A 23,307-nucleotide genomic window follows, 5' to 3' on the forward strand; every position below is an offset into this window, starting at 1 on the left:
AGATCAGTTCAGTGTGACCAACGTCGTCTCGTCACCCCAGCCATCGACACTGCACCGCGCCTGAATCTGAACCTGAGACACGCCATCTGGAATTGCCACCCCGGATAGGGAACGTGTAAAGGGCTGCTCATTCTCATGTGGATGATGCAATACGCGCATGCCCAGTTCATTGCCGTCCATGTCTAAAACACGCCAGTCATCAGCATAGTGATCCCACCCGGTATCGGGATGGCGGATCGTCACGTCGAATCGCCACGTGTCACCGCTTTGGCTGGCCGCCACTTTTTCAATCACAGAAGGGTCGGCAAGCGCCGGGCTGGCGAGAAGAAGGCTGAGAATCAAATACCGCATGTGGCGATCCTAGGCTTTGTCCGTCGGCTTCGCGATCACGAATCCGTGTCGCCCGGTTGGGACAGCAGGACCAGCCGGGAATGCGACGCAAACTCGCGTCGGTATAGGACACCGAACGTGATCGCCGTGCCCAGCAACAGCGCCACAGGCCCAAGTATCCAGGCAACGGAAGCCAGGGCAAAATAGGTCACGCGCAAACCGCGGTTAAAGCTGCGCGCCGCGGTGACGCAAATCTCGGCCGCTTGTGCTGCGCGCGGATAAGCTTGTGGGTCCGATGGCTCATTGGGCACCGAGGCCATCAGAACCGCGCAATAGCCAAACAACCGGTGCGCCCAGACATATTTCAGGAATGCATTGGCCAGAAAAAGGATGATGATCAGAATCTTGATCTCCCACACCATGGCCGGTGCGCTGCCGATGGCCAAATCATTGGCGACACCGGCAAGGCGTTCGGTATTGCCCAGCAAAGCCAACCCGCCCCCGACAGCGATCATCGTAGTCGAGGCGAAGAACGTGCTGCCCTGCCGCATCGCCGCGACCACCTGCGCGTCGAACATTCGGGGCTGCCGAGTGACCATTTCCCGCATCCACTCTCGACGATAGTCATCCATCATCATCGTAACAGAACTCTTGGTAGGGGAGGGATTTTCGATCCGCCACCCGATCCAGAGCCAAGCAACCAGCAGCACGGCAATTGCCGCATAGTCCAGCGGTGAAAAAAGTTGTGCCCGATCAATCCACGTCATGCGGCGACCTTAGGGCCAGACATGAGAACTTGCCAGATGGAGAAATTGGTAATATTATTTTACCAAATGGAGGATCAGCCATGGAAATGCCAACGCCAAATCCTGACGTTCTGCGCCGCAAGGTCGTGGTTCTTCAACGTTTGTTGCAGGTCTTGCCCGAAGAGGCGGTTATTCATGAACCGTCCGAGACACGCGCTTATGAATGCGACGCACTGACGGCGTATCGGTGCCCTCCGATGCTGGCGGTGTTGCCGTCGACCACGCAAGAGGTCTCGGACGTTCTACGCATCTGCAACGAGGAAAGCGTTCCAGTGGTTCCGCGCGGGTCGGGCACTTCCTTGGCAGGTGGCGCGTTGCCAACAGCGGATTGCGTCATCCTTGGAGTCGCCCGGATGAACGAGGTGCTGGAGGTCGACTATGACAACCGCTTCATTCGCGTTCAATCAGGCCGCACGAACCTGAGCGTGACCGGCGCGGTCGAGGAAGACGATTTCTTCTATGCGCCAGATCCGTCCTCACAGCTCGCCTGTGCCATTGCTGGGAACATCGCCATGAACTCAGGCGGGGCGCATTGTCTGAAATACGGCGTGACCACCAACAACCTGTTGGGCGTAAAGATGGTGCTGATGGATGGCAGCGTGGTCGAGATTGGCGGCGCGCATCTGGACTCTGGCGGCTTGGACCTGCTGGGTGTCATCTGTGGGTCTGAAGGGCAGTTGGGCGTAGTGACTGAAGCCACGCTGCGCATTCTGCGCAAACCTGAAGGTGCCCGGCCTGTATTAATGGGTTTTGATGATAACGAAGTTGCCGGGCAATGCGTCTCGGACATTATCAAGTCCGGCATTCTGCCGGTTGCGATCGAATTCATGGATACCTTGTGCATCAACGCCTGCGAAAACTTCGCCCATGCCGGTTACCCCGACTGCACCGCTTTGCTGATTGTCGAGGTCGAGGGGTCCGCGGCCGAGATGGACTATCAGTTGTCAAAAATCATCGAAATCGCCAAGCGTCACAATCCGGTCGAACTGCGCGAAAGCCAATCCGCCGAGGAAAGCGCGAAAATCTGGCTGGGGCGCAAGTCAGCCTTTGGTGCGATGGGGCAGTTGAACGACTACATGTGCCTGGACGGCACGATCCCGGTGTCGTCCTTGCCGGAAGTGCTGCGCCGGATTGGTGAAATGAGCGAAGAATACGGCTTGCCGGTCGGAAATGTGTTTCATGCAGGCGATGGCAACATGCACCCATTGATCCTGTTCGATGCCAACAAACCCGGTGATCTTGAGAAATGCGAGGCGTTCGGAGCCGATATTCTGAAGCTTTGTGTTGATGTGGGTGGCTGCCTGACAGGTGAGCACGGCGTTGGGATCGAAAAACGCGATCTGATGTCCCACCAATACGCGCCTGCGGACCTTGAGGCTCAGATGGTCATCAAGGATGTGTTCGACCCGAATTGGTTGCTGAACCCCGCCAAGGTTTTTCCGTTGAGTGCGTCTGAATCCCGACGCATCGCGCGGATTGCCGCTGAATAATCGGCTCTAACAAAGAAGAATTGTCATGAAACCAAAGACAGAAGCCGAACTGGTCGAGATGGTGGCCGGGTTAGATGAACCAGTGCGAATTACCGGGGGTGGTACGCGTGGCGTCGCGGGGCCGGACATGGCGATTCAAACCAGCGGGCTGACCGGGATCACGCTGTATGAACCCGGCGCGCTGACGCTGGTGGCGAAGGCCGGCACGGCGGTTGGAGAGATTGAGGCCGCGCTAGACGCTGAAGGTCAGCAATTGGCCTTTGAGCCGATGGATCACCGGGGACTGCTGGGAACCAGTGGCACACCGACCATAGGCGGTGTTGTGGCGGGCAACATATCTGGGCCCCGGCGGGTACAGGCTGGGGCATGCCGCGATTTTCTGCTGGGCGTGCGCTATGTCGATGGCATGGGGCAGGTCGTTAAGAATGGCGGTCGGGTCATGAAGAACGTTACCGGCTATGATCTGGTCAAACTAATGGCGGGATCCTGGGGCACTCTGGGTGTTTTGACCGAAGTGTCGTTGAAGGTACTGCCCAAGCCCGAAGTCGCCGCAACGCTGTCTGTTCAGGTACCTGATGTGACCACCGCAATTGCGACGCTGTCCACCGCATTGAAATCCCCTTTTGAAGTCAGCGGAGCAGCGTACGACCCGGATATGGGAAGCGCCTTACTGCGCCTCGAAGGATTTGCGGGTTCGGTGACATACAGGTCGGATCAACTAAAATCCCTACTGTCTGGTTTCGGCGAGGTTGCCGAACTTGGGGAGCCCGGCACATTGTGGGCCGACCTGAGTGACGCAGCCGGTTTCCACGAACAAAGCGGTGATGTCTGGCGCATTTCGGTCAAACCCTCGGATGCGCCGGGCATCGTTGCGCGCATCCGGGCAGATCGAACGTTGTTTGATTGGGGCGGTGGGTTGATCTGGGCCTTGGTGCCGGTTGGAACTGATCTGCGGGCGCAATTAGGCGCGTTTGACGGTCACGCAAACATCGTGCGGGCAGGGCAGGAAACACTGGCCGAACTGGGGCGTTTTCAACCGGAAGCACCCGGTATTTCGGCTCTAACCAAGGGTATTCGTCAAAGATTCGACCCCCGCGGTTTGTTTAATCCGGGGTTGATGGGGTAAGCCGATGCAGACGACGTTCACCGAAGAGCAGTTGCAAGATCCCGCGATCCAAAGATCAAATGAAATCCTGCGAAACTGCGTCCATTGTGGGTTTTGTACAGCCACATGCCCGACCTATCAGGTGCTGGGGGACGAGTTGGATAGTCCACGGGGGCGCATTTACCTGATCAAGGACATGCTGGAAAACGAGCGTGTACCGGATGAGAAAACGGTAAAGCATATAGACCGCTGCCTGTCATGCCTGGCCTGTATGACCACGTGTCCATCGGGTGTGCACTACATGCATCTGGTCGATCATGCGCGCGAATACATCGAAGAGAGCTATAAACGCCCCTTCTCGGATCGTGCGTTGCGTTGGGTACTGGCACAGATCTTGCCTTATCCGATGCGGTTCCGCTGGGCATTGATCGGGGCGAAGCTGGGGCGGCCATTCCGCTTTCTGATGCCCGACGCCCGGTTGCGTGCCATGCTGGATATGGCGCCCAAACATATCCCGCCCGTCAGTCGCAATGACGACCCGCAGAGATTTCCGGCCAAAGGACCGCAGCGCAAGCGCGTTGCGCTGATGACGGGTTGTGCGCAAAAAGCTTTGAATACTGACATTAACGACGCAACTATTCGACTTTTGACTAGGATGGGATGCGAGGTCGTCGTGGCCGAAGGGGCAGGGTGCTGCGGCGCGCTGACCCATCACATGGGCAAGACCCGTGAAAGCCATGAGGCCGCAAAGGCCAATATCAGGGCCTGGACAGCAGAAATGCACGGCGACGGGCTGGACGCCATTATCATCAACACCTCGGGCTGCGGCACGACGGTCAAGGATTATGGCCATATGTTTCGCAACGATCCCATATTCGAAGACGCGGCGCGGGTGTCGTCGATTGCAATGGATATCAGCGAACTGCTGATCCAGCTGGAACTGCCTGAAGGTGAAGAAAGGGGCCTGACCGTTGCATATCATGCAGCTTGTTCTCTGCAGCACGGTCAAAAGATCAAAGCTCATCCTAAAACACTGCTGAAACAGGCCGGTTTTGCCGTGTTAGAGCCTTTGGATAGTCACCTGTGCTGCGGCAGCGCGGGAACTTACAACCTGATGCAGCCCGAGATTTCGGGAAAGCTGAAGGACCGTAAGGTCAAAACGCTGGAAGCCAAAAAGCCGGACGTGATCGCGGCAGGCAATATCGGATGCATGATGCAGATCGGCTCTGGCACGGACATTCCCGTGCTGCACACGGTCGAGCTTTTGGATTGGGCAACAGGCGGTCCGGTGCCGCGGGCATTGCGTGAACCGGCCAAACCTGTGGTTCCGGTCCTTAGATAGACCATGCTGATGCAACTGCGCACCACTCGCCCCGTTAAACGGGCGCGGGCGTCATCGCCCTATTTTTGCCGCACCGGAGACGTAGGAAAATACGTCAACAGCAAAGCCGGAGTGCCGTTTGCGAAACTGGATCACAGCATTGGCGCTGGCTTTGACGCCGTTGTCCGCCGTAGCCCAGGATACCGGGTTGAAAAGCCTGGACACCACCGATGCGGGGCGCGCGTGGATGGCGGTCGGGCGCCTGGATATCAAGGACGGCGCCGGGTTTTGCACCGGGACACTGATTTCTCCGACCCAGGTTTTGACGGCTGCCCATTGTCTGTTCGATAAGGTAACTGGTCAGCGAATTGACCTGGCAGAGGTCGAGTTTCTGGCCGCCTGGCGTCTTGGGCGTGCATCGGCCTATCGGGCCGCACGTCGCGCTGTTGTTCACCCGGACTACGAATACAGCACCGAGGCAACGGCCTCGCGGCTGTACAATGACATCGCGCTGATCGAGTTGTGGCAACCGATCCGCAATACGAGCGTAATTCCGTTCGAGACCGGAGACCGCCCGGCCCGAGGTGCCGAAGTGGGGGTCGTGTCCTACGCGCAGGATCGGGCCGAGGCCCCTTCGTTGCAAGAAGTGTGCTCGGTCATGACGCGTACATCCAACGTTTTGGTGTTGTCCTGTGACGTCGAGTTCGGGTCGTCGGGCGCACCGGTCTTTTCCTTTGACGGGGACCGGCCGCGCATCGTTTCGGTCGTCGCAGCCAAGGCCGAATTCAACGGGCAGCGCGTGGCTGTCGGCACCGCAGTCGAAGATTCATTGAAACTGCTGCAGGCAGAATTGTCGGCTGGCCGCGGATTTGGCGTATCTTCCTCCCAAGGAGGGACACGCCGCAATATTGGAGCAAGGTTCATAAAACCATGAGTCGCTTTTTTCTGAATTTTCTTTTGTTTCTTTCAATTTCCGCTTCTGCAACTTACGCCCAGACCGCCAAGCGTAAACTGACGGACCGCGATGACCTTTATGGGTGGGAGGCGGTTGGACGTCTGGACATCGGCGATGACGGGTTTTGCACAGGCACCCTGATTGCGCAGGATCTGGTTTTGACCGCTGCGCACTGTGCGTTGGACAAGGCCACCGGCGAACCGTACCCGCCGGGGATGGTGACTTTTCGGGCGGGGTTAAGCGGCGAGGACGCATTAGCCGACCGTAAGGTAATTCAAATCGCGGCGCACCCGGATTTCGTGGCAAACGGCCCGGTGTCGGCACCGCGGGTGAAGGTTGATGTGGCTCTGATGCGTCTGGACGAGCCAATCCCATATTCCATCGCCGATCCTTTTGCCCTGCATCAGGGTAGGGTCTCGGGAAATGAGGTCAGCCTGGCCTCATACGGGCGCGGCCGGTCCGAGGCGATTACACGTGAAAGGTCCTGTCGGATATTGGATCGAGACCAGGGATTGATCACTTTCAACTGCGATATCACCTTTGGGTCCTCCGGTTCTGCCTTACTTGCCAAAAACGGCCCGCGTTGGCAGATTCTGTCTGTGGTTTCCGCAGTCGCGTCCAACGGGTATCAGAAAGTAGGATTTGGCATGGAACTATCTGGAATCGTTGCCGAACTAAAGGCGGACCTGCGACGCGATGCGCCGCGTCCACAGGCAACGATCCGCCGGTTGCAGGTCGGGTCCGGCAAGTCGAATTCCGGCGCGAAATTCATCAGCTCGGGCGGGGGTTGAACTCGATCAAATTGCTACCCATGTGAACTGTATCGGGTCGCCACGAACGGGGCCCGTATCAACCAGATGCCCGTCCGAACGGAGGGCAGAACACAGATCGCTCTGATATGAGGATATGACACATGCGTAGTTTTGATTTTGCACCCCTGCACCGTGCCACCGTTGGTTTTGACCAGATCGCCGACATGATGGATCGCGTGCTGACCAATGATGTGGCTCAGCCGAGCTACCCGCCTTACAACATCGAAAAGACCGATGCCGACACTTATCGCATCTCCGTTGCAGTCGCCGGTTTTTCGGAGAATGACCTTTCGGTCGAAATGAAAGAAAACGCCCTTATCGTTGCTGGCAAAAAAGCCGCCGAGGACAAAGAGCGCAGCTACCTGCACCGTGGCATCGCCACCCGCGCTTTCGAACGCCGCTTTGCTCTGGCTGATCACGTACGGGTCATCGGCGCGAGCCATGAAAACGGCATGTTGAACATCGACCTGAAGCGCGAAGTGCCCGAGGCATTGAAACCGCGCCGGATCGAGATTTCTTCGGCCAATGCCATCGAAAAGGACGTGGTCGACGCCAAAGCCGTGAACTAAGGCGACGGCAATACGCCGCGATAATCGTTCCTCTCTGGATTATCGCACCATACGCCCCGCGTTCCTCCAGACGCGGGGCGTTGTTTTTGTAAGACCGGGATGTCTGCTCTGCGGACAAACCAGACATTAAACAATCAATGCCCAATGTCTGGTTCTCGGTATTCGCGTCACTCGCGCCCTGAGGTGTCCCACCAATGCGCTTGCATGAACTGAGGGATCGCCATCGTCGTGCCGTTCAAGCACTCGACCGTTCCGGCTGTCAGCTCTAGGGCCATCCATGCTTCATGCGCCGTCAACAGATCAGGATAAGGCGTCTGTTTGTCAGTTGGGACAAAACCATATCGCGGGTAGAAGGTCGGGACGCCCAGAACGAACACAGCGTCCGTTCCAATGGACTTTAGGTGTTCGATGCTGGTTTCCATCAACTCCCTGCCGATGCCAAAACCTTGATATTTCGGCGACACGCCACAAGGTGCGAGTAGGTAGCATTTTGCTTCTGGGTGATCCTCGAAGACAAACGGTGTGAACAGCACGTTGCCTACGATCCGCCCGTCACGTCTGACACTGATCGAGATTGTGTCTGGGTGATCAAGGAAGTCTTTTGCGAGTCGAGCGGTTTCCTCGCCTTCTGCTTCGCCAAACGCAAGTCTGTGGACTTCCAAAATGGCGTCGAATTCTGATTGTTTCATAGTTCATTCCTAGATTTAGTGAGTTTATTCGCGCACCAAATGCCCCCATAGTCGTGAGCTCATGTTCCAGTGCGCGAAGCAGAGTTGCGTTTTCTGGTTTTCAGAACTCGGCTCTAAACTTGCCCGCTTGGATGACCCCACATGAGCGGCGCAGCATATGGGCCTGTCACGCTGGAAGTGCTTTCTCCGATGCCATCCATAGCGCCCGGTGTAAGTTCGCGCGCAAACCAACACTCAAGCGGAGCCCGAGTTCTAACAGGTGGCAGGACTTTGTGGGGGGTGTTGTATCGGTTCCCATAGTGGAAAGGTTCCCCCATCACAAAGATCACATCTGCATCAAGTTGTCGTTCCGCCTCTTCCATCAGGCGTGTGGCATAGCCCATTCTTTGAAACTCGGGCAGCACAGCCAATGGAGCGAGCACAAAGCACTTCAAGTGCGGTGCCGTGTCGATTGTGAGCGGGGTATAGCAAGCATGTGCAACCCCCTCATAAACGATGGAAAAGCTGCCGTCTGCGATCAGGTCATCCGCAAAATCGGCATACAGTTTCGCATGTCGTTCATCGTATAAGCCTCCGGCCGCCGCGAAAGCGTCGTATTGGATTTGATGAGGTGTTTTCATAGAAAACTCTCCTTCTTGATTTGATTATCGTTGGTTCGTTTGCGCGCGAACGGACTGGTTCCCTAAATGGGTGATCCGATAGGGGCGGCCATTTTTTGATTTGATGAAGCGCTTGTCTTTTAGGCGTTTGAACACGTCCATCGTGCAGGCAGAGAAGACAAAGCCATCACGTGTGTAACACTCGACGGACTGCACCTTACCATTGTCGGCGCGCGCGTATTTTATCTCGCCACCTAAGGCGAGTTCATGCAAAACACGTTGCTCGTGCTTTGAGATGTTCATGGGATGTCTCGAATTTATGAAAGTACAGAAACAGGACACTCAGCGTCGCGCGTGAGTGAGCCTATTAATGTTAGTGTTCCTGAATTTGCTTCGCCAGGAACGGGCGTTAGCCCCGATTCTCTTTCATAAAATCTCCATTGCTAGAGGCAACTCGCCTAAAGCGTTCGCCGTATTTAGTCTTCGATTTTTGAAACGTCAACCGGCTTGTTGCAACGTAACGGCGCGGCGCGATCAAAGCAGACTTTGGCTGCGAAGGAGATTTTTGTTGGTCTGGGCTCATAGCTGACGTCTGAAAACAAATGACCCCGCACAATTTCGTGCGGGGCTTCTCTGCATTTTCCTGTTGAGTTTAGTTCCCGCCAGTCACCGACCCGATGGACCAGAACATCGTCTCGCCTGAGGCGTCGTCGACACCGTCATTGTCGGTCATCACAAACGCTTCGCCCGAGGGCAGGATGGCCAGACCTTCGATCTTGTCCAGAACGTAGCCACCGGTCGAGGTCAGGTAAGGCAACAGGTCGCGGACCTCTTGCTTGCTGACGACGGGCAGTGGGCCGCCGAGTGGGCCCGGGGTCATCTCTGACAGCGGGATGCGGTAGACCTTTTTGGCCACGGCGCGGTGGTCGTGCTGATTGTCACGCTCGATGACATAGACGTGGTCGCCAAAGGCCACGATTTCCGACAGACCGACCCAGCCATTTTCCGGCTCCGCCTTGGGATAGTGCACCGCGCCCCATTCCTTGGTGTCCAGATTATAGGCGACCAGTTTCACGTGGTTCTTGGGGTCGTCCTTCCATTCGCGCTGAACGGCCATCCACAGGGTGTTGCCAACGCGGGTGATGCCCTCAAACCCAAAGCGCTTTTCGACGGCCATAAGCTCAGGTGGCAGACCGATCTCGCCTTTGCGGTCCTTGATCAGGCCATCAGCGGACACGTGGTAGATCGCGTGCGGGATAACACGGTCGGTGCGCCCTTCGGAGGCGACGTAGAACCCGCCTTTCCCGTCCAGCGTGATGCCCTCAAGGTCCAACTTCTGCGCCGGGTTGCCGTCCTGACGGTGGATGCGGATCACATCCACAATCCGGGCGGGCTGCTGGCTGGGGTCGATCTTGAAAATCGAAGGCTGGAAGCCGTAGAAGCTGTCATTGACCGCATAGATCATGCCGTCCTTATCCGCGACCAGACCGGACAGAGCGCCCCAGCCGATCAGTTCATCCGCCCCTGCGGATGTCAGATGCGGATAGGTGGCCGGGGCGTCCTGATATTCGTAGATCATCACATGCGCGCGCGGGCCACCGTCTTCGATCAAGTCCTTTTCATTGGCCGAAATCAGCAGGTTCCGTTCTGGGATCGCAACGTAACCTTCGGGGCCAACGCCCGAGGGAAGAAGCTGTTTCAGAACCGGGTTGGCCGGATCGGTGGCGTCATAGACACCCACGACCGAGGCGCGCTCGGCTCCTACAAAGATCATTGGTGTGTCACCGAAGGTCGCTGCGGTCACACTTTCAGGCTCAACACCTTTGGCGTCCGAGCGTTTGTCAGGGTAGTGGCCGATCTGGATGATGGCTTTCTCGAAATCGGTGCCGTTCTCGTAAACAACGGTGCCGTCCTTGTGGAAGATCGTCCAGCCACGCGAACCGCCCTTATAATCGCCCTCGTTGGCGGTGGCGAAGTGGTTGTCGTCGATCCATTTCACCGCATCAGGCTCACGTAGGCGGCCCTTTTGGCTTTCAGTGAAGATCAGCGCGCCGCGTTCGTCGGTGGCATCGATGCCTTCCAGATCAACCGCGCCGGCCGAGAAATGGCTGATCACGTTGCCGTCCTTGTCGACGACGGCGATGTGGTTGTTCTCCTGCAGGGTTATCACTGTTTCACCCAGATCATTGATGTCCACGAATTCCGGTTCTGGGTCAGTAGGCGCAACCTCCGACAGCCCGGTCAGCGAGGCCATCTTCATGCCCGCGCAATCCAGAGCACCTTCAATCAACGGCACCAGCGCCAACGAACCAGCTGGCAGCTGCGGGATGACGCCATCGTTCAAGTCTTCGTCGCGCTCGTTCTCGATCGCCACGGCGACAAAGCTGCCATCGGGAGCAATGGCGACGCTGTCGGGCTGACCGCCCAGGTCACAGGCACCGGTTTCGGCTTTGCCCGTAATGTCGACCGAGATCAGCTTGCCCGATGGGGCGGTATAGCTTTCCGAAGTGTTCACGCCCACAAAAGCCGTCGTGCCAACAATCCCAACCGACGTCGGCTCACCACCCACCTCCATCGCACCCAGAGGCGCCGGGTTCGCAGGGTCGGTGATGTCGACCATGCCAACTACACCCAACGGGCTGTCGGTATAGACCAGCGTCATACCGTCCGCGGTTGTCGCGATGATCTCGGGCGAGGTCTCACGGGTGGTATCCGTCCCCTCGGCCATGTTTTTGACGACGGGGAAAGACGCAATTCGGTTGAAATTCATTTCTGCCACAGCCTGACCGGCGGTCAGGGCAAGGGCAGATGTCAGGCAGACAAAGCGCAACGACATCGGGTGGTATCCTCTCTCACTTGGATGAGAGGGGGATGAACGCGGGTCATTGCAGGGATGTGACGGTTTGTTTGCAGTTTTGTGACAAACCAAATGGCCCCGGCGCTGTGCACCGGGGCCATTTCAGATCAGACCGACAGGCAGACGTACTTCATTTCAAGATAATCTTCCATGCCGTGATGGCTGCCTTCGCGGCCCAAGCCGGATTGTTTGACACCGCCAAACGGGCCGAGCTCGGTCGAGATGATACCGGTGTTCACGCCGACGATGCCGTATTCCAGAGCCTCGGCCACTTTGTACACGCGGCTCAGGTCTTTGGCGTAGAAATAAGACGCCAGACCAAAGATCGTATCGTTGGCCATTGCGATCACGTCATCTTCGTCTTCGAACTTGAACAGGGGCGCCAGCGGGCCGAAGGTTTCGTCCTGTGCGACCATCATGTCCTGGGTCACGCCAGTCACTATGGTGGGCTGGAAGAAGGTGCCGCCCAGATCGTGCGGCAGACCGCCGGTCAGAACCGCGCCGCCCTTGTCGGTGACGTCTTTGATGTGCTCTTCGACCTTGACCACTGCTTCGGCGTTGATCAGAGGGCCGGTTGTTGTGCCCTCAGCCAGACCGTCGCCGATTTTCAATGCTTCGACAGCGGCTTTCAGTTTGGCCGCGAATTCATCGTACACGCCCGCCTGCACATAGATGCGGTTGGCACAAACGCAGGTCTGGCCGTTGTTGCGGAACTTGCACATCATCGCGCCTTCGACAGCCGCATCCAGATCGGCATCGTCAAACACGATGAATGGCGCGTTGCCGCCCAGTTCCATCGAGCATTTCATGACCTGATCGGCCGCCTGTTTCAGCAGGATGCGACCGACTTCGGTCGAGCCTGTGAAGGTCAGTTTGCGCACGCCGGGGTTTTCGCAGAATTCCTTGCCAATCTCGCTGGCGCTGGAGGACGGCAATACGTTGAACACACCAGCCGGGATGCCAGCCTGTTCGGCCAGAACGCCCATGACCAATGCGGACAGCGGAGTTTCCTTGGCCGGACGTGCGACGAATGCACAGCCTGCCGCCAGCGCCGGAGCCGCCTTACGGGTGATCATCGCATTGGGGAAGTTCCACGGCGTGATCGAGGCCGCAACACCGATCGGCTGTTTCAGCACCATGATCCGCTTGTCGCGCTGGTGACCGGGGATCGTTTCGCCATAAACGCGCTTGGCCTCTTCGCCGAAGAACTCGATGAATGACGCGCCATAACCGATCTCGCCAACGGCCTCGGCCAGCGGCTTGCCTTGCTCGGCGGTCAGGATCTTGCCCAGATCTTCGGCGTTTTCCATCATCAGGTCGTACCAGCGACGCAGAATCACGGCGCGTTCCTTGCCGGTCAGCTTGGCCCATTCCTTTTGCGCGGCCTCAGCTTGTGCGATCGCGCCGGCGACCTGCGCACGGCTCAGGTCTGCGACTTCGGCTACGACGTCGCCGCGCGCCGGGTTGGTCACGGCAAAGGTGCCATTGTCCCCGTCGACCCACTGACCGCCGATATAGGCTTTGGTTACAAGCAGATCGGGGTTTTTCAGGATTGATTTCAGGTCGGTTGTCGCGTCCAGCATGGGTCAGCCTCCGGCAATAAAAATTTGTTAGCACTCAAACATGTGCCTCCCGGATTGTCTATGGCCACCCGTGGGGTCAGATCAATCCAGTTTTCATATGGTAAACGTGACGTTTTTTGCCTACCGGGGCGCATTCATGCGATCTGAGGCCAAAGTGTCAACCCGCCTATCTTTTTTTGGCGGAGTTTGCCAAAGTTCCACAGGATTGGATGCCAAAGGGGATGTAAATGATCGTAACATCTCCTATCTTGTTGGGTGCATAATTAAAAAAGGAATAGGACAGATGTCGAACCAGCAGTTTGATGCGTTGATTGAGGAAACGCAGCAAAAAGTGCGCGAAAGCCAGTCTCAGATCGAAGGGCTGACATCCCGGATTGAAGCTGCGCGTTCTAAGATCGGCTCTGCCGAGGCCGATATCGACATCGAAAACGCCACGCTTGAGGATGTGCACGCCCATACCGAGGTGATGAACGCCAATATCGCTGAGTTGATCATGGGTCTGGACGACGTCACCAGCGCCTTTTCCAAGGATTTTGACGAGATGCGCTCGAAGTCCGGGTGGGAGACGTTTGTCGGCATCTTCTCCAAGGGCAAATCCGAGTCTATGCGGCAGGAACGCATGCGCACCGCCAATATCGACGACAAGCTGCAGGACCTGATCGCCAAATCCGACGTAATCGTTCAATTGCTGCAAGGGCAGCTATCCGTGTTGGAAGAACAGCGGGTGAAGGTCGAGGAAAACCTGACTGGTACGCTGGATGACCGCGAGGCCACTGTTGCTGAACTAGAGGCGCTGCGGGCCGAGATTCAGGATATGGATCCGACGATTATCACTCTGGAAAACAAGATCAGTGTCGAACAGGACGCCGCCGCGCGCACGCAGCTGGAAACCGAACTGGCCGAGCTGAACAAGCAATACAACGCCAAGGTTCAGGAAGAGCAGGTCAAGTTGGCCAAGTCACAAACGCTCGAACGCTACATCGAAAAGGGCAAGACCTGGGTCGACTCCCTACAGAACCAGGCGGCGACGCAGATGGTGCTGATCAACAAGCTGCAGACAGACACGCAACAGCGTGTGGTGCTGTATGACGCCCTGACCAAATCGCTGAAAACCGCTCAGCAGCAGGACGTCGCCCACCGCATCAACGAGATCGGCGTACAGACGGATCAAGAGGCGCAAACCGCCATGGCCGCCATCGGCACCGCGACCAACCAGAAGATGGCCGACATGCTTGAGGCGCATGAGGACCACATGGTCTTTGCCCGTGATGTGCTGGAGAAAAAGGCCAAGGCAGACGAACGCTTTGCCCGCCGGTTCGCCTCGATTGTCGAGAAGCATGATAAGAATTTGTATGGTGGGTGATGCTGTTCGATTTCAAGAACTCAAATCAGCCTACTAGAATTATTAGCCTCAAAGATCTTGAACCGAAGGCACAGCCAAGATGGTTCAAAATCTGTTTTTGGGCAGTGTTGTCATGTTTCCCATTTTTAGTCGTGGTGTGGATAGGTAACGTCGTCGATGTGAAGCTGCTACAACTGGTTGGCGCATTGGGGTTTTTCGTTGCCTTCGCAACACCATTTGTCGTGCGTTTTGTACCGCTTTTCCTTCGCATTCTTAGTTATTGGTGGCCTTGGCTTGGTCTGAAGACTGCTCAGCTTGATACGTGGTTGCAGAGCGATTTGGATTTGAGAAGATGAAATGACCGACCCCACCCAAGACCATATCGGCCTGACCGACACCTTCGCCTCGCGCCGTTATTTCCGCAAATTCGAGGTGATCACCGTCCACCTCCTGCGCGTGGCTGCGACGATGGAGGCGGAGGGCACGATCAGCAAACAAGAGGTGCGGATCGTGTCGCGCTACCTTTCAGGGCTGCTCTACACCTTCCGCGCGCTCAGCATGAAGTACCTGCTGGTCGGGCGCGATACGGGGCGGTTCTTTGGCAGTCTCGCCATGGACAAGCGTGACAGCGGATTTCCGGTGGCGGCTGAGTTGCTGACAATGGCCAATGACGCGCAGCAGGCGCAGGTGCATCTGGAGAACATGCCGTCCGAGGATGACCTGAAGACCGACATGGTGCGCACCATCATCAGCGAACAGGAAATTCCCACAAAGCTGCAATTCGCACTGTCTCAAAGGCTCTATTACGAGGAATTGCTGAAAGGTCAGCTGTTCTGGGCCCGCAACGATCCCGAATGCCACTGGATCGGGAATGAGGGCGAACGGCGCAAGTTCATGATCCACTGGGCGGTCTATGACAGCCAAATCAACCTGCCGGTCATCTACCTGATGCAGTTGGAGGACAGCGGCAAAACCGCCCTGCCCAAGGACCAACGTCGTTGGCCCGAAGTTCAGGCGCATCTGATGGCGCAAAGCTTAGGCGGTCTAAAACTGGTGACTATTGCCAAAGGCTTCGATCAGGATTTCGACGACCTGCACCCCAAACACCTGCGCCGCATCCACGTGGGGCCGATGTATTCCTCGGCCTATACCGAGCAAACCGGCCCGTTGCGGCAGGTGCTTGAGGACGCACAGGCACCGCAAGGTCAGGACTGGGCACTGGCCTGGACCACCGAAGAGCTGCAAAGCGAAGAGGTGATCGAAGAGCGCGCCGGATGGTTTTCCACAGTCGAGCGCGAGGTCTTCGTGCTGGACCCATTCGGCGGGCAAGGGGCCGAAACCGGGGCCACGCGCACCCAACGGTCGATCATTCTGCCCCAACGCCCGTTTCAGGTGCTGGCTGAGCGTAACCCGCCGGGATTTGGTGATGTGCGCAAATTCGTGGTCAGCAAGAGCGGGCAGGTGCTGAGATATTGAAGACAACAAAGGCTATTTTCAAATGAGTTTGACGTCAGATCAAATGGAGTTACGCGAAGACGACATTCGCAAACACTATCCAGCGGCGACCGCCTTGCTGAACGGGTTTGAACACGCGCCGCGGATAGCCAAAGCGGTTGAGGTGGCGACCGAACGGTCTCCGGGAGTTTCAACTGGACGGCGGTTTCGCTCCACGACGCCGGGGCTGGTGACACGCCGAACCGTGCGCGCAGCCGGAGTGCATCTGGTCGAACGGATCGAGGCCTCGGATGATGGCGATACGCTGGTCTCGCCGCCTCAGGCGACCACGCAGCAGGCCATTCGCCGCGCCATTGCCATCGCCTTGGCTGTGGCTGAGACCTACGCGGAACAGACCTCGCTGGCTGATCTGAAACGCGCGAATCTCGCTGGAGACTTGCCCGCCGCACGCAAGACCGAATTCTCGGAACTGCTGACGGCGGAGGCTCTGATCACCTCTCACACGTTCGGCAATGCGCTCGCATACTTGATGTCCTCGCATTTGGGTGAAACCACCGCCGATATCGGTGAGATCGAAGAGGTTTTGACCGATAACGGCCAACTTGCCCTGCATGGCACGCTGTGGGAGCTGGACCAGACCCTCGCCAAACATGCCCCCGACGATGCCCACCTGATTGCCGCCACCAGCGCCTATGCCGAGCAACTGATGGAAAAGGCCGCGCTGCGCGCGCAGTCAGCAGGCCATCTGGCCCCGTTCCAGAACGCCGCATGGCACATCGAGGCTGATGATCTGACGATCCGGGGATTCGAACCGGCCTCAAAGGCCAAATCCACCACCCTCACCATGACGTTCAAGAAACCAAACGAAGTGGTCGGCAACCATATCGCCAAATATCAGGCGATGAAGCTGGCCAAGATGGTCATGGCCTATGACTTCGACCGCCGCCTGAACCCGTTCGCGGAACTCGGCGGGTTCATCTTTACCTTCATGGGCGACGGCAAGCCGGGCACCGGCAAGACCACTCTGATCCAGATGATGGCCGGGCTAATCAACGACTATTGCCAGAACGCGGGCTATCCGTTCCGCTATCAGAACCTGAGCACCGATAATATCGACAGCTATCAGGGCAAATCCGGTCAAAACGCGAAGGCCTTTATCAACACGATCATCGACCCCTCGGTCATCGGCTTCGGCACCATCGACGACATCGACCAATTAGCAGGCAAACGCGGCGACCGGCAGTCCTCAGCCGGGCAGTTGGAAATCACCGCCGTTTTGATGGAGAGCTTTGCCGGCGCCAACACTGTCGTGCGCGGCAATTGTACCTTTGGCATGTTCTCGAATTACCCCGAGAATGTGGACGACGCCTTGCGTCAACGGGCGGGCGCGCGGTTCCTGGTGGACGGGCCGCAGACGCGTGAGGATTACATCGACATCCTGCACCTGCTGATGGGCCGCAATCACGAAATCCCGCTGGGCGAACACGAGGCCTATGCCGCGCAGGAAATCAAAAAGGCTGTCGCTGCCAGTTTCGAAAGTCATTCCCGCCCGCACGAAGAGGCTCTACTGCAGGTCTATGACCGGGTCACCGGCGATATCGGCCAGATGGATACGATTGCCAAGATGGGCACCTATCTCAAGGCAATCCAGCAGGCGGATGAGCGCTTTACCGGCCGCGCGATCAAGAACATCACCGATGCCGTCAAGGTCCGCGCGATGGATTTCGAACTGCCCGACGAATGGATGGAAAACCCCGACCTGTTCCTGTTCCGCGACTACGACACCAAGAAGGCGATGATCGAGGACCTGCGCCAGCCGATCACGGTTGAAATGGTGATCCAGGAAATCAACCGCTACGCCGACAGCGAGTTCCGTTATGCCGACAAAAGCGACGAGGTCGCCATTGAGAACGCGGTGCGTGAGATGGGCCGGATGGAAGAGGCCAAGCGGCGGTATTTGGAGGACAAAATATGATCGGCAGCCTGATCCTGATCTTCGGGTCGATGATCGGTTCGTGCCTGTTTTTCGGCATTTCGGTCGCGCGCCGTCGACCGCCCTCCCTGCGCGCTTTTGGCATGCTGGTGCTGATCGTCTTTGCAGTCGCTTATATCTGGAGTGCCTTGTTCGAAATCTGGATGAACGGCGCGTCTGTCTTACGCCCGACCTCATTGCTCCACGCCTTTGGTCCCGGTGAAATGCCATCACATATCCTTGGGATGGCATTTTTCTGGTTCGTGCCCGCATTGATCTTGGCCGGAGGCGCGTATGCGTATACGCGCCGTCGGTCAAAGGAGGCACAGACGTGACATTGACACTCGCAATCACTGGTTTGGCCCTTGTTTTGGGTCTGATCCAGCCCCTGCGCTGGGGTTTGCTCGGCTTTCTGGGCGCGGTGGTGGTTCTGTTCCTGACCCAGTTCGGTGTGAACACCGGCAGCGGGTTCGAGGGCACCACATGGGAAGAATCGCTGATCCTATTTGAGGGCAGCTTGGCGTCTTACATAGGTTTCAACCTGCAGATCACGGCACGAGCGTTTGCATTGCCTTTGTTCGCGTTGGCCGCCGTATTTGTAGGTAGGCTCAGCCGGAGAGTAAACTGAGTGCAACACATGCTCGATCCGTTTGTAAGGAGTGCCTGAGTGCTTGATGTCGTCTTTCTGATAACATGTGTTCTTCTAGCCTATGCTGGAATCAAGTTTGTCCTCTGGGCTTTTCGTTTTAGCTTACCAGTTCCTCTCGGTAGATTCATGTGGCTGCGGTTTTTCTTCTGGTGGACCCTCACTCTTTTTATGGCAGTAGCCGCGTACATCGGTGTGATCGCCTCAGTGGCTTATTACCTTTTCGAGATCTTGAATTTGGACGAAAGGTTGGATTCATCAGTACTGTTGCTAGGAGGGTTGGTTTTGACTGCGCCTTATTGGGCAGGTTTGATAAATGGCATCAATTTGCAGGCATCGCATAGGTGGGCCGAATGATCCGCCTCATCAAAAAAGGCCTGATGTTCGGCAATCTCGTCCACATCTCCAGCCCGGCTCTGGTCGAGCGGTACAACCGCGCGCTGCAGCATCTGGCGGGCAAGACCACGGCGCTGACGGATTTCCATGTCGATATCTCGGGCTATTCGCCAGAGGTGGGGATTGAGCTGGAGGATGAGCTCTACCTCAACCCCAACGGGGTCAACCGACAGTTCATCCTGTTGACGACCGAGCAGAAACGCGCGCCTCTGCTGAACGTCAAATTCTCGACCTCGCGCGATATCCTGCGCGAATTCATCGAAATGAACGAGGCGCAACTGTTTGCCCTGACCGCCACCGATGCGGTGGCTGGCGAGTTGGTGAACTCGGTCATCAAACTCACGACCCCACGCGATCTGCTGAACCTGCGCAAGATCGAGGTTGAGGCTGACACCGCAGGCGGCACACTGCGCAAGGCACAGCAACTGGCGGGCATGGTGGAACAGTTCAAGACCGAAGAGGACGCCTGGTTCGACGATGTGCTGATCGCCAAGATGATCGAGACAGCCAAGGAAACCGGCGACGTAACCCGCAACCCTGTCCGCCTGCGACATACCGTGTTTGAACAGCGCAACTTCTGGACGGCGCATTTCGATGGGCTCTACCTGTTCCCCGATCTGGATCATCCGGCGGCGATCTGCATGGGCGCAAAGCCCGACGATATGCCGATCAAATACGTTTTTGACCCATCTCAGCGGAACCAGATCGCCAAGTTCCTCGGGCTAAACGACTTAGTCGAAACGATCATCGAGGCGCGCGGTGTCAATTCCGCCGCAATCCTGCAGCAGAAAATGGACTTCCTGACCGTGGATGCCGCAGCCGATGCAGGCGTTGACCTGACAGGGTTGGACCGTGGCGATATGCGAAGGTTGGCGCGAAACCATTCGGATCGTCTGCCCGACGCCTATCACGGTCTGGCGCAATTGCTGCGCTGGGCAAAGGATGGCGGGCCGTGGCCGCGCATCACGTCAGATCACCCGGCCTATTTCTATACGCTGCGCGCAACCAACACACCGAACCGCGATCTGGTGAACATGTTGTTGGCGGAACTGGCCCCGTTGGACCCGCGTCAGGTATTCATTTGCCATAAGGAGCTGTTCTACCGCACCTATGCGACATGGCCCGAGGCCAAGAAAGCCTATGTTGCCGACTTCCTTGCGCGCGAGTATCAGGTGGATAAGGCTGGCGCCCGGGCCGCACTATTCGGCCACGAACCGGATATGAGCGGCAATGACCGGGTCAGCGAAGACATCATCGCACGCGTCGGCCCCTGGGGCGCAGTAGGGAGAAGTTAAATGTTCGTCGCACTGCGCTTTTTGATCCCGTTGCTGGTCGTTCTGACGGTCATTTATGTGGGCGTATCAATCTATTCCCGCTGGGTACGGCGCAGTAAGCTGATCGCCCATTGGGAGAAAAAGGGTCTGACCGGCGACCGCGATGCATTTGTCCAGCGCGGGCTAAAAAAATACGACGGATCGTTTCGACGCAAACTGATCCTTGGGATTTACGTGGTGCCGCTGGGCCTTATCGCAATCCTGATTTATGTTACGAATTTCATGTGAGGGTTTCGCTGATGCGTTACGTCAAATGGGCTATCATCATCCTGTTCTGGGGCACGATTGCGGCGGTGTTGAATTACACCCTTCCGCAGCACGATGTGGTTCGGATTTCGGATACCTATGAGAAACGGATCGACCCCGGTGAGAACAGCATCTTCTGGTCGGTTCATGACGTCGGCAGTGATGCGACAACACCAAACCGCGATGTGTTTTTCATTCAGACCCGCAAGACCAACGGCAAGGTCATGGTGTATCGGAACGAAGACACCGGCTGGGGCTGGCCACCTTATTTCAAACTAAACTCGTCGAACCTTCAGGCCGAAGCCGCAGACTTGAAGTCAACAACCGAAGCGCCTCGCTGGGTGGTTGTTCGCCACTACGGTTGGCGAAGTGAATTCCTGTCGATTTTCCCGAATGCAGTGAAGATTTGGTCAGTAGATAGCCAAGACGTTCGGATCATTCCCTGGTTCAACATCATTTTTCTGACCGTTTTCTTCGCGATTGTTTGGGCCCTTTGGGTCCGCTGGCGCCGGTTTCGCGAGGCGCGGGTTGATCCCGTGATCGAGAATATGGAAGATGGCCTTTATGCCGCCGGCGACGCCATAGAAGAGCAGGGCAGCAGGTTCCGAAAGTGGCTGAACAGTTGGAAATCCAAATAAGTTTTGGAGGGGCCGTTTGGCCCCTCCGCCAGTCTTGGCAGTGACCCGCTGATCGGAGTTCCTCAGCGGACGATAAATTCGGCGTGCAACGCCCCGGCGGCTTTGATCGTCTTCAGAATGTCGATCATGTCCCGGGGCGACACCCCAAGCGCGTTCAGACCTGCCACGACTTCGGACAGGGTTGCCGCTTCGGGTATTTCAGCCAACCCGGTGCCTTCCTCTTCTTCTATTCCGGCGATTGTTCTGGGCACCACAACGGTCTCGCCGCGCGCGAAGGGGTTGGGTTGAACCGCAATCGGCGCCTCTTCGACTGTTAGCGTAAGGTTGCCCTGCGAGACCGCCACGCGGGATATCCGCACTTCCTGCCCCATCACAATCGTGCCCGAACGCTGATCGACCACGACGCGGGCCTTGGTTTCGGGTTCGACCAGAATGTTCTCGATCCGCCCAAGCGCGTGGGCCGTCGAAATTGCCTGCGTTGCCGCGATGTTCAGCTCAACCGTCCCGGAATCGCGCATGATGGCCACTGCGCTGTTGAACTCGGTATTGATGGCAAGCTCGATCCTGCCTGCCGTAGTAAAATCAGGCTCTCGCAAAGCAAGGCGCATCTGGGTAAGCGCCGAAAGTTCGAAATCGATTTCACGTTCCACCCTTGCTCCGGAGGGGATCACTCCGGAAGTAGGAACGCCCTGCACCACCAAGGCAGCCTCTCCCTCAACCGCGACGCCGCCTGCCAAAACGGTGCCCTGCGCAACAGCGTAAATCTGCCCGTCGGCAGCGTTCAATGGCGTCATGACCAGCGTACCGCCCAGCAGACTTTTGGAATCTCCGATGGCAGAAACCGTCACGTCGATCTGCCCCCCAACGCGCGAAAAAGACGGCAGGCTTGCAGTTACCAGAACGGCGGCTACGTTTTTGGGGCGGAAATCCTCGCCGTTGACGTTGACGCCCAACCTTTCGAGAATGTTGGACATGATCTCTTCCGTAAAGGGCGAATTCCTGAGCCCGTCACCGGTTCCATTCACCCCCACAACCAGACCGTAACCGACCAGATCGTTTCCGCGGACTCCGTCGAAGTCCACCAGATCTTTCAGTCGGATCGCGCCGGCGGAGGCCAGGCTAGGAAGCAACATCAGAAGAAAAACAAGAACTCTCATCTCAGAAAATTCACCAGCGACAGGTTCGCGTTGCGAACGGTGACCGAATACAGGCTTTCCAGTTGGAACTGCACGGTTTGCAACTGAGCGGCGGTTTCATAGGGATCCGCCGCGATCAATGTGCTTCGGCTGCTTTGCAGGCTAGTCTGCGCCGCATTATTTCGCGTTTGCGCCTGTTCGATTCGAGCCTCGGTCGCGCCGACATCGGCGCGCAGTCCCACCAACTGATCCTTGGCGTTGACCAGATCGACGCCCAATTGTTTGAACAAGGCCGTTCTTTGTTGCATCGGGACATTCAGACCGCTGTCCGCGACCACGGCTGCGACAGCGATGTCGCGAAGTGCAGATTTGATGGCTGGGTCGGTTGCTGTCACAGGAATTGAAACGCTTTCATTCTCGGATATTTGCATGGGGGCCAGTTTTGTGCCTGATCCCTGATAAATTACCGCATCGAAACCGGTAGGATCGTTGAACCAATCCTCTGCCCTCTGCCGGATGTCCACAACAGTAGCTGCGCCCGTCAACTCGGCCTCTAGCGCGGTGATCAGCGTGTCAGCGGACGGAAGCGGAGAGACATCCGTTGCGGTGCCCGAGTAAAGGCTGCGTCCTCCGGCGCGGGTGTTCAACGCAGATACGATCGCGTCCAGTTCGTTTCTGGCCTGAGCCGATGCGTTTTCGTGGGTCACCGCCTGATTTGAGGTGCCAAAGGACAGAAGTGAGGCGGTAATCCCCTCAACAGCGCCGGCAACTGTGTTCAGGCTCAGCTGCATCGCATCCGTGAACAACCCGGCTTCGGCGGTCGATACTTTGAACGCATCCAGTCTGGACAGGCTGCGATCCAGATCCAGCAGATGAGAGTAATCACCGTCCAGATGGCCAGACAAGTCCTGAACCCGTCCGGATGACAATTCGTAGGACAGTGTTTCGATCTGATTTTTGATCTCGGTCGACCGGGTTCTCAGCGTCAATCCGCGCGCCAGATCACCTATGGATGTCAAGTTCATC

Annotated in this window: 25 protein-coding genes; 16 read left to right on the top strand and 9 right to left on the bottom strand. The window is 57.1% G+C overall.

Annotation, left to right across the window (positions count from 1 at the left end; translation table 11 throughout):
• Nucleotides 1-3: 3 nt before the first annotated feature.
• Both AC2FIB_RS18330 and AC2FIB_RS18335 read right to left on the bottom strand, forming a co-directional pair.
• On the bottom strand, nt 4-351 hold the full coding sequence (locus tag AC2FIB_RS18330) for a hypothetical protein (protein ID WP_496736948.1): 348 nt from the start codon (nt 349-351) through the stop codon (nt 4-6).
• A 35-nt stretch (nt 352-386) separates the two neighbouring features.
• Entirely contained in the window at nt 387-1,097 is a 711-nt protein-coding gene (locus AC2FIB_RS18335) for a DUF599 domain-containing protein (protein WP_058276546.1), read from the bottom strand.
• 80 nt (nt 1,098-1,177) lie between these two features.
• Here AC2FIB_RS18335 and AC2FIB_RS18340 point away from each other — a divergent pair, with 80 nt between their 5' ends.
• From AC2FIB_RS18340 to AC2FIB_RS18365, 6 genes are all read left to right on the top strand, one after another.
• Nucleotides 1,178-2,626, top strand: coding sequence for an FAD-linked oxidase C-terminal domain-containing protein (locus AC2FIB_RS18340; protein WP_496736946.1), 1,449 nt, complete (start codon nt 1,178-1,180; stop codon nt 2,624-2,626).
• A gap of 25 nt (nt 2,627-2,651) precedes the next feature.
• Nucleotides 2,652-3,752, top strand: a complete 1,101-nt coding sequence (locus AC2FIB_RS18345; protein ID WP_496736944.1) for an FAD-binding protein — start codon at nt 2,652-2,654, stop codon at nt 3,750-3,752.
• Nucleotides 3,753-3,756: 4 nt separating this feature from the next.
• Nucleotides 3,757-5,073 (top strand): glycolate oxidase subunit GlcF, encoded by a 1,317-nt coding sequence (glcF, locus tag AC2FIB_RS18350; RefSeq protein WP_496736943.1) that lies wholly within the window; start codon nt 3,757-3,759, stop codon nt 5,071-5,073.
• 118 nt (nt 5,074-5,191) lie between these two features.
• Nucleotides 5,192-5,986: a trypsin-like serine peptidase gene (locus AC2FIB_RS18355; RefSeq protein ID WP_496736941.1), complete on the top strand. Its 795-nt coding sequence runs from the start codon at nt 5,192-5,194 to the stop codon at nt 5,984-5,986.
• The gene (locus AC2FIB_RS18360) at nt 5,983-6,798 is read left to right on the top strand and encodes a trypsin-like serine peptidase (RefSeq protein WP_058273017.1); all 816 of its coding nucleotides are present in this window, start codon (nt 5,983-5,985) and stop codon (nt 6,796-6,798) included. Before AC2FIB_RS18355 ends, AC2FIB_RS18360 begins: the two co-directional genes overlap by 4 nt.
• Before the next feature lie 122 nt (nt 6,799-6,920).
• The gene (locus tag AC2FIB_RS18365; RefSeq protein ID WP_058276541.1) at nt 6,921-7,388 is read left to right on the top strand and encodes an Hsp20 family protein; all 468 of its coding nucleotides are present in this window, start codon (nt 6,921-6,923) and stop codon (nt 7,386-7,388) included.
• A gap of 167 nt (nt 7,389-7,555) precedes the next feature.
• Here the strand turns inward: AC2FIB_RS18365 and AC2FIB_RS18370 are convergent, their stop codons facing one another.
• The 5 genes from AC2FIB_RS18370 to AC2FIB_RS18390 all read right to left on the bottom strand — a co-directional run bounded on the left by AC2FIB_RS18370 (nt 7,556) and on the right by AC2FIB_RS18390 (nt 13,116).
• On the bottom strand, nt 7,556-8,077 hold the full coding sequence (locus AC2FIB_RS18370; RefSeq protein ID WP_496736939.1) for a GNAT family N-acetyltransferase: 522 nt from the start codon (nt 8,075-8,077) through the stop codon (nt 7,556-7,558).
• A 113-nt stretch (nt 8,078-8,190) separates the two neighbouring features.
• A complete protein-coding gene (locus tag AC2FIB_RS18375) occupies nt 8,191-8,697 on the bottom strand; it encodes a GNAT family N-acetyltransferase (protein ID WP_496842564.1) in 507 nt (168 codons plus the stop codon).
• A 24-nt stretch (nt 8,698-8,721) separates the two neighbouring features.
• The gene (locus tag AC2FIB_RS18380; protein ID WP_496736936.1) at nt 8,722-8,979 is read right to left on the bottom strand and encodes a YjhX family toxin; all 258 of its coding nucleotides are present in this window, start codon (nt 8,977-8,979) and stop codon (nt 8,722-8,724) included.
• Nucleotides 8,980-9,328: 349 nt separating this feature from the next.
• On the bottom strand, nt 9,329-11,512 hold the full coding sequence (locus tag AC2FIB_RS18385; RefSeq protein WP_496736934.1) for an esterase-like activity of phytase family protein: 2,184 nt from the start codon (nt 11,510-11,512) through the stop codon (nt 9,329-9,331).
• Nucleotides 11,513-11,640: 128 nt separating this feature from the next.
• Entirely contained in the window at nt 11,641-13,116 is a 1,476-nt protein-coding gene (locus AC2FIB_RS18390) for an NAD-dependent succinate-semialdehyde dehydrogenase (RefSeq protein ID WP_496736932.1), read from the bottom strand.
• Nucleotides 13,117-13,399: 283 nt separating this feature from the next.
• Here AC2FIB_RS18390 and AC2FIB_RS18395 point away from each other — a divergent pair, with 283 nt between their 5' ends.
• From AC2FIB_RS18395 to AC2FIB_RS18440, 10 genes are read left to right on the top strand one after another with little or no spacing between them, the layout of a single operon-like run.
• Nucleotides 13,400-14,479, top strand: a complete 1,080-nt coding sequence (locus tag AC2FIB_RS18395; protein ID WP_058276579.1) for a coiled-coil domain-containing protein — start codon at nt 13,400-13,402, stop codon at nt 14,477-14,479.
• Complete coding sequence (locus AC2FIB_RS18400; protein WP_496736931.1) at nt 14,479-14,814, top strand: hypothetical protein; 336 nt, start codon at nt 14,479-14,481, stop codon at nt 14,812-14,814. The genes AC2FIB_RS18395 and AC2FIB_RS18400 overlap by 1 nt, the downstream gene beginning before the upstream one ends.
• A 1-nt stretch (nt 14,815) precedes the next feature.
• Nucleotides 14,816-15,934 carry a hypothetical protein gene (locus tag AC2FIB_RS18405; protein WP_496736929.1) on the top strand — a complete coding sequence of 373 codons (1,119 nt, stop codon included), beginning with the start codon at nt 14,816-14,818 and terminating at the stop codon, nt 15,932-15,934.
• Nucleotides 15,935-15,956: 22 nt separating this feature from the next.
• Entirely contained in the window at nt 15,957-17,888 is a 1,932-nt protein-coding gene (locus tag AC2FIB_RS18410) for an AAA family ATPase (RefSeq protein WP_496736927.1), read from the top strand.
• Entirely contained in the window at nt 17,885-18,220 is a 336-nt protein-coding gene (locus AC2FIB_RS18415) for a hypothetical protein (RefSeq protein ID WP_496736925.1), read from the top strand. Before AC2FIB_RS18410 ends, AC2FIB_RS18415 begins: the two co-directional genes overlap by 4 nt.
• The gene (locus AC2FIB_RS18420; protein ID WP_496736923.1) at nt 18,217-18,513 is read left to right on the top strand and encodes a hypothetical protein; all 297 of its coding nucleotides are present in this window, start codon (nt 18,217-18,219) and stop codon (nt 18,511-18,513) included. Before AC2FIB_RS18415 ends, AC2FIB_RS18420 begins: the two co-directional genes overlap by 4 nt.
• Before the next feature lie 39 nt (nt 18,514-18,552).
• Nucleotides 18,553-18,888, top strand: a complete 336-nt coding sequence (locus AC2FIB_RS18425) for a hypothetical protein (RefSeq protein WP_496842568.1) — start codon at nt 18,553-18,555, stop codon at nt 18,886-18,888.
• Nucleotides 18,885-20,222: a DUF6638 family protein gene (locus AC2FIB_RS18430; protein ID WP_496842570.1), complete on the top strand. Its 1,338-nt coding sequence runs from the start codon at nt 18,885-18,887 to the stop codon at nt 20,220-20,222. Before AC2FIB_RS18425 ends, AC2FIB_RS18430 begins: the two co-directional genes overlap by 4 nt.
• A complete protein-coding gene (locus tag AC2FIB_RS18435) occupies nt 20,223-20,489 on the top strand; it encodes a hypothetical protein (protein WP_058276531.1) in 267 nt (88 codons plus the stop codon).
• Between the two features lie 11 nt (nt 20,490-20,500).
• Nucleotides 20,501-21,145: a DUF1523 family protein gene (locus AC2FIB_RS18440; protein WP_496736917.1), complete on the top strand. Its 645-nt coding sequence runs from the start codon at nt 20,501-20,503 to the stop codon at nt 21,143-21,145.
• A 62-nt stretch (nt 21,146-21,207) separates the two neighbouring features.
• Here the strand turns inward: AC2FIB_RS18440 and AC2FIB_RS18445 are convergent, their stop codons facing one another.
• Entirely contained in the window at nt 21,208-22,302 is a 1,095-nt protein-coding gene (locus AC2FIB_RS18445; RefSeq protein WP_496736915.1) for a flagellar basal body P-ring protein FlgI, read from the bottom strand.
• Nucleotides 22,299-23,306: a flagellin gene (locus AC2FIB_RS18450; RefSeq protein WP_496736914.1), complete on the bottom strand. Its 1,008-nt coding sequence runs from the start codon at nt 23,304-23,306 to the stop codon at nt 22,299-22,301. The genes AC2FIB_RS18445 and AC2FIB_RS18450 overlap by 4 nt, the downstream gene beginning before the upstream one ends.
• Nucleotide 23,307: the final 1 nt, after the last annotated feature.

The organism is Ruegeria sp. YTSA072 (assembly GCF_059610285.1).

Excerpts from the sequence above, each read along its gene's own strand:
- AC2FIB_RS18410 (WP_496736927.1), top strand. The coding sequence starts at position 15,957 with ATGAGTTTGACGTCAGATCAAATGGAGTTACGCGAAGACGACATTCGC.
- AC2FIB_RS18400 (WP_496736931.1), top strand. The coding sequence starts at position 14,479 with ATGCTGTTCGATTTCAAGAACTCAAATCAGCCTACTAGAATTATTAGC.
- AC2FIB_RS18435 (WP_058276531.1), top strand. The coding sequence starts at position 20,223 with ATGTTCGTCGCACTGCGCTTTTTGATCCCGTTGCTGGTCGTTCTGACG.
- AC2FIB_RS18365 (WP_058276541.1), top strand. The coding sequence starts at position 6,921 with ATGCGTAGTTTTGATTTTGCACCCCTGCACCGTGCCACCGTTGGTTTT.
- AC2FIB_RS18335 (WP_058276546.1), bottom strand. The coding sequence starts at position 1,097 with ATGACGTGGATTGATCGGGCACAACTTTTTTCACCGCTGGACTATGCG.
- AC2FIB_RS18370 (WP_496736939.1), bottom strand. The coding sequence starts at position 8,077 with ATGAAACAATCAGAATTCGACGCCATTTTGGAAGTCCACAGACTTGCG.
- AC2FIB_RS18385 (WP_496736934.1), bottom strand. The coding sequence starts at position 11,512 with ATGTCGTTGCGCTTTGTCTGCCTGACATCTGCCCTTGCCCTGACCGCC.
- AC2FIB_RS18445 (WP_496736915.1), bottom strand. The coding sequence starts at position 22,302 with ATGAGAGTTCTTGTTTTTCTTCTGATGTTGCTTCCTAGCCTGGCCTCC.
- AC2FIB_RS18390 (WP_496736932.1), bottom strand. The coding sequence starts at position 13,116 with ATGCTGGACGCGACAACCGACCTGAAATCAATCCTGAAAAACCCCGAT.
- AC2FIB_RS18440 (WP_496736917.1), top strand. The coding sequence starts at position 20,501 with ATGCGTTACGTCAAATGGGCTATCATCATCCTGTTCTGGGGCACGATT.
- glcF (WP_496736943.1), top strand. The coding sequence starts at position 3,757 with ATGCAGACGACGTTCACCGAAGAGCAGTTGCAAGATCCCGCGATCCAA.
- AC2FIB_RS18380 (WP_496736936.1), bottom strand. The coding sequence starts at position 8,979 with ATGAACATCTCAAAGCACGAGCAACGTGTTTTGCATGAACTCGCCTTA.
- AC2FIB_RS18375 (WP_496842564.1), bottom strand. The coding sequence starts at position 8,697 with ATGAAAACACCTCATCAAATCCAATACGACGCTTTCGCGGCGGCCGGA.
- AC2FIB_RS18405 (WP_496736929.1), top strand. The coding sequence starts at position 14,816 with ATGACCGACCCCACCCAAGACCATATCGGCCTGACCGACACCTTCGCC.
- AC2FIB_RS18345 (WP_496736944.1), top strand. The coding sequence starts at position 2,652 with ATGAAACCAAAGACAGAAGCCGAACTGGTCGAGATGGTGGCCGGGTTA.
- AC2FIB_RS18340 (WP_496736946.1), top strand. The coding sequence starts at position 1,178 with ATGGAAATGCCAACGCCAAATCCTGACGTTCTGCGCCGCAAGGTCGTG.
- AC2FIB_RS18360 (WP_058273017.1), top strand. The coding sequence starts at position 5,983 with ATGAGTCGCTTTTTTCTGAATTTTCTTTTGTTTCTTTCAATTTCCGCT.
- AC2FIB_RS18395 (WP_058276579.1), top strand. The coding sequence starts at position 13,400 with ATGTCGAACCAGCAGTTTGATGCGTTGATTGAGGAAACGCAGCAAAAA.
- AC2FIB_RS18330 (WP_496736948.1), bottom strand. The coding sequence starts at position 351 with ATGCGGTATTTGATTCTCAGCCTTCTTCTCGCCAGCCCGGCGCTTGCC.
- AC2FIB_RS18430 (WP_496842570.1), top strand. The coding sequence starts at position 18,885 with ATGATCCGCCTCATCAAAAAAGGCCTGATGTTCGGCAATCTCGTCCAC.
- AC2FIB_RS18415 (WP_496736925.1), top strand. The coding sequence starts at position 17,885 with ATGATCGGCAGCCTGATCCTGATCTTCGGGTCGATGATCGGTTCGTGC.
- AC2FIB_RS18450 (WP_496736914.1), bottom strand. The coding sequence starts at position 23,306 with ATGAACTTGACATCCATAGGTGATCTGGCGCGCGGATTGACGCTGAGA.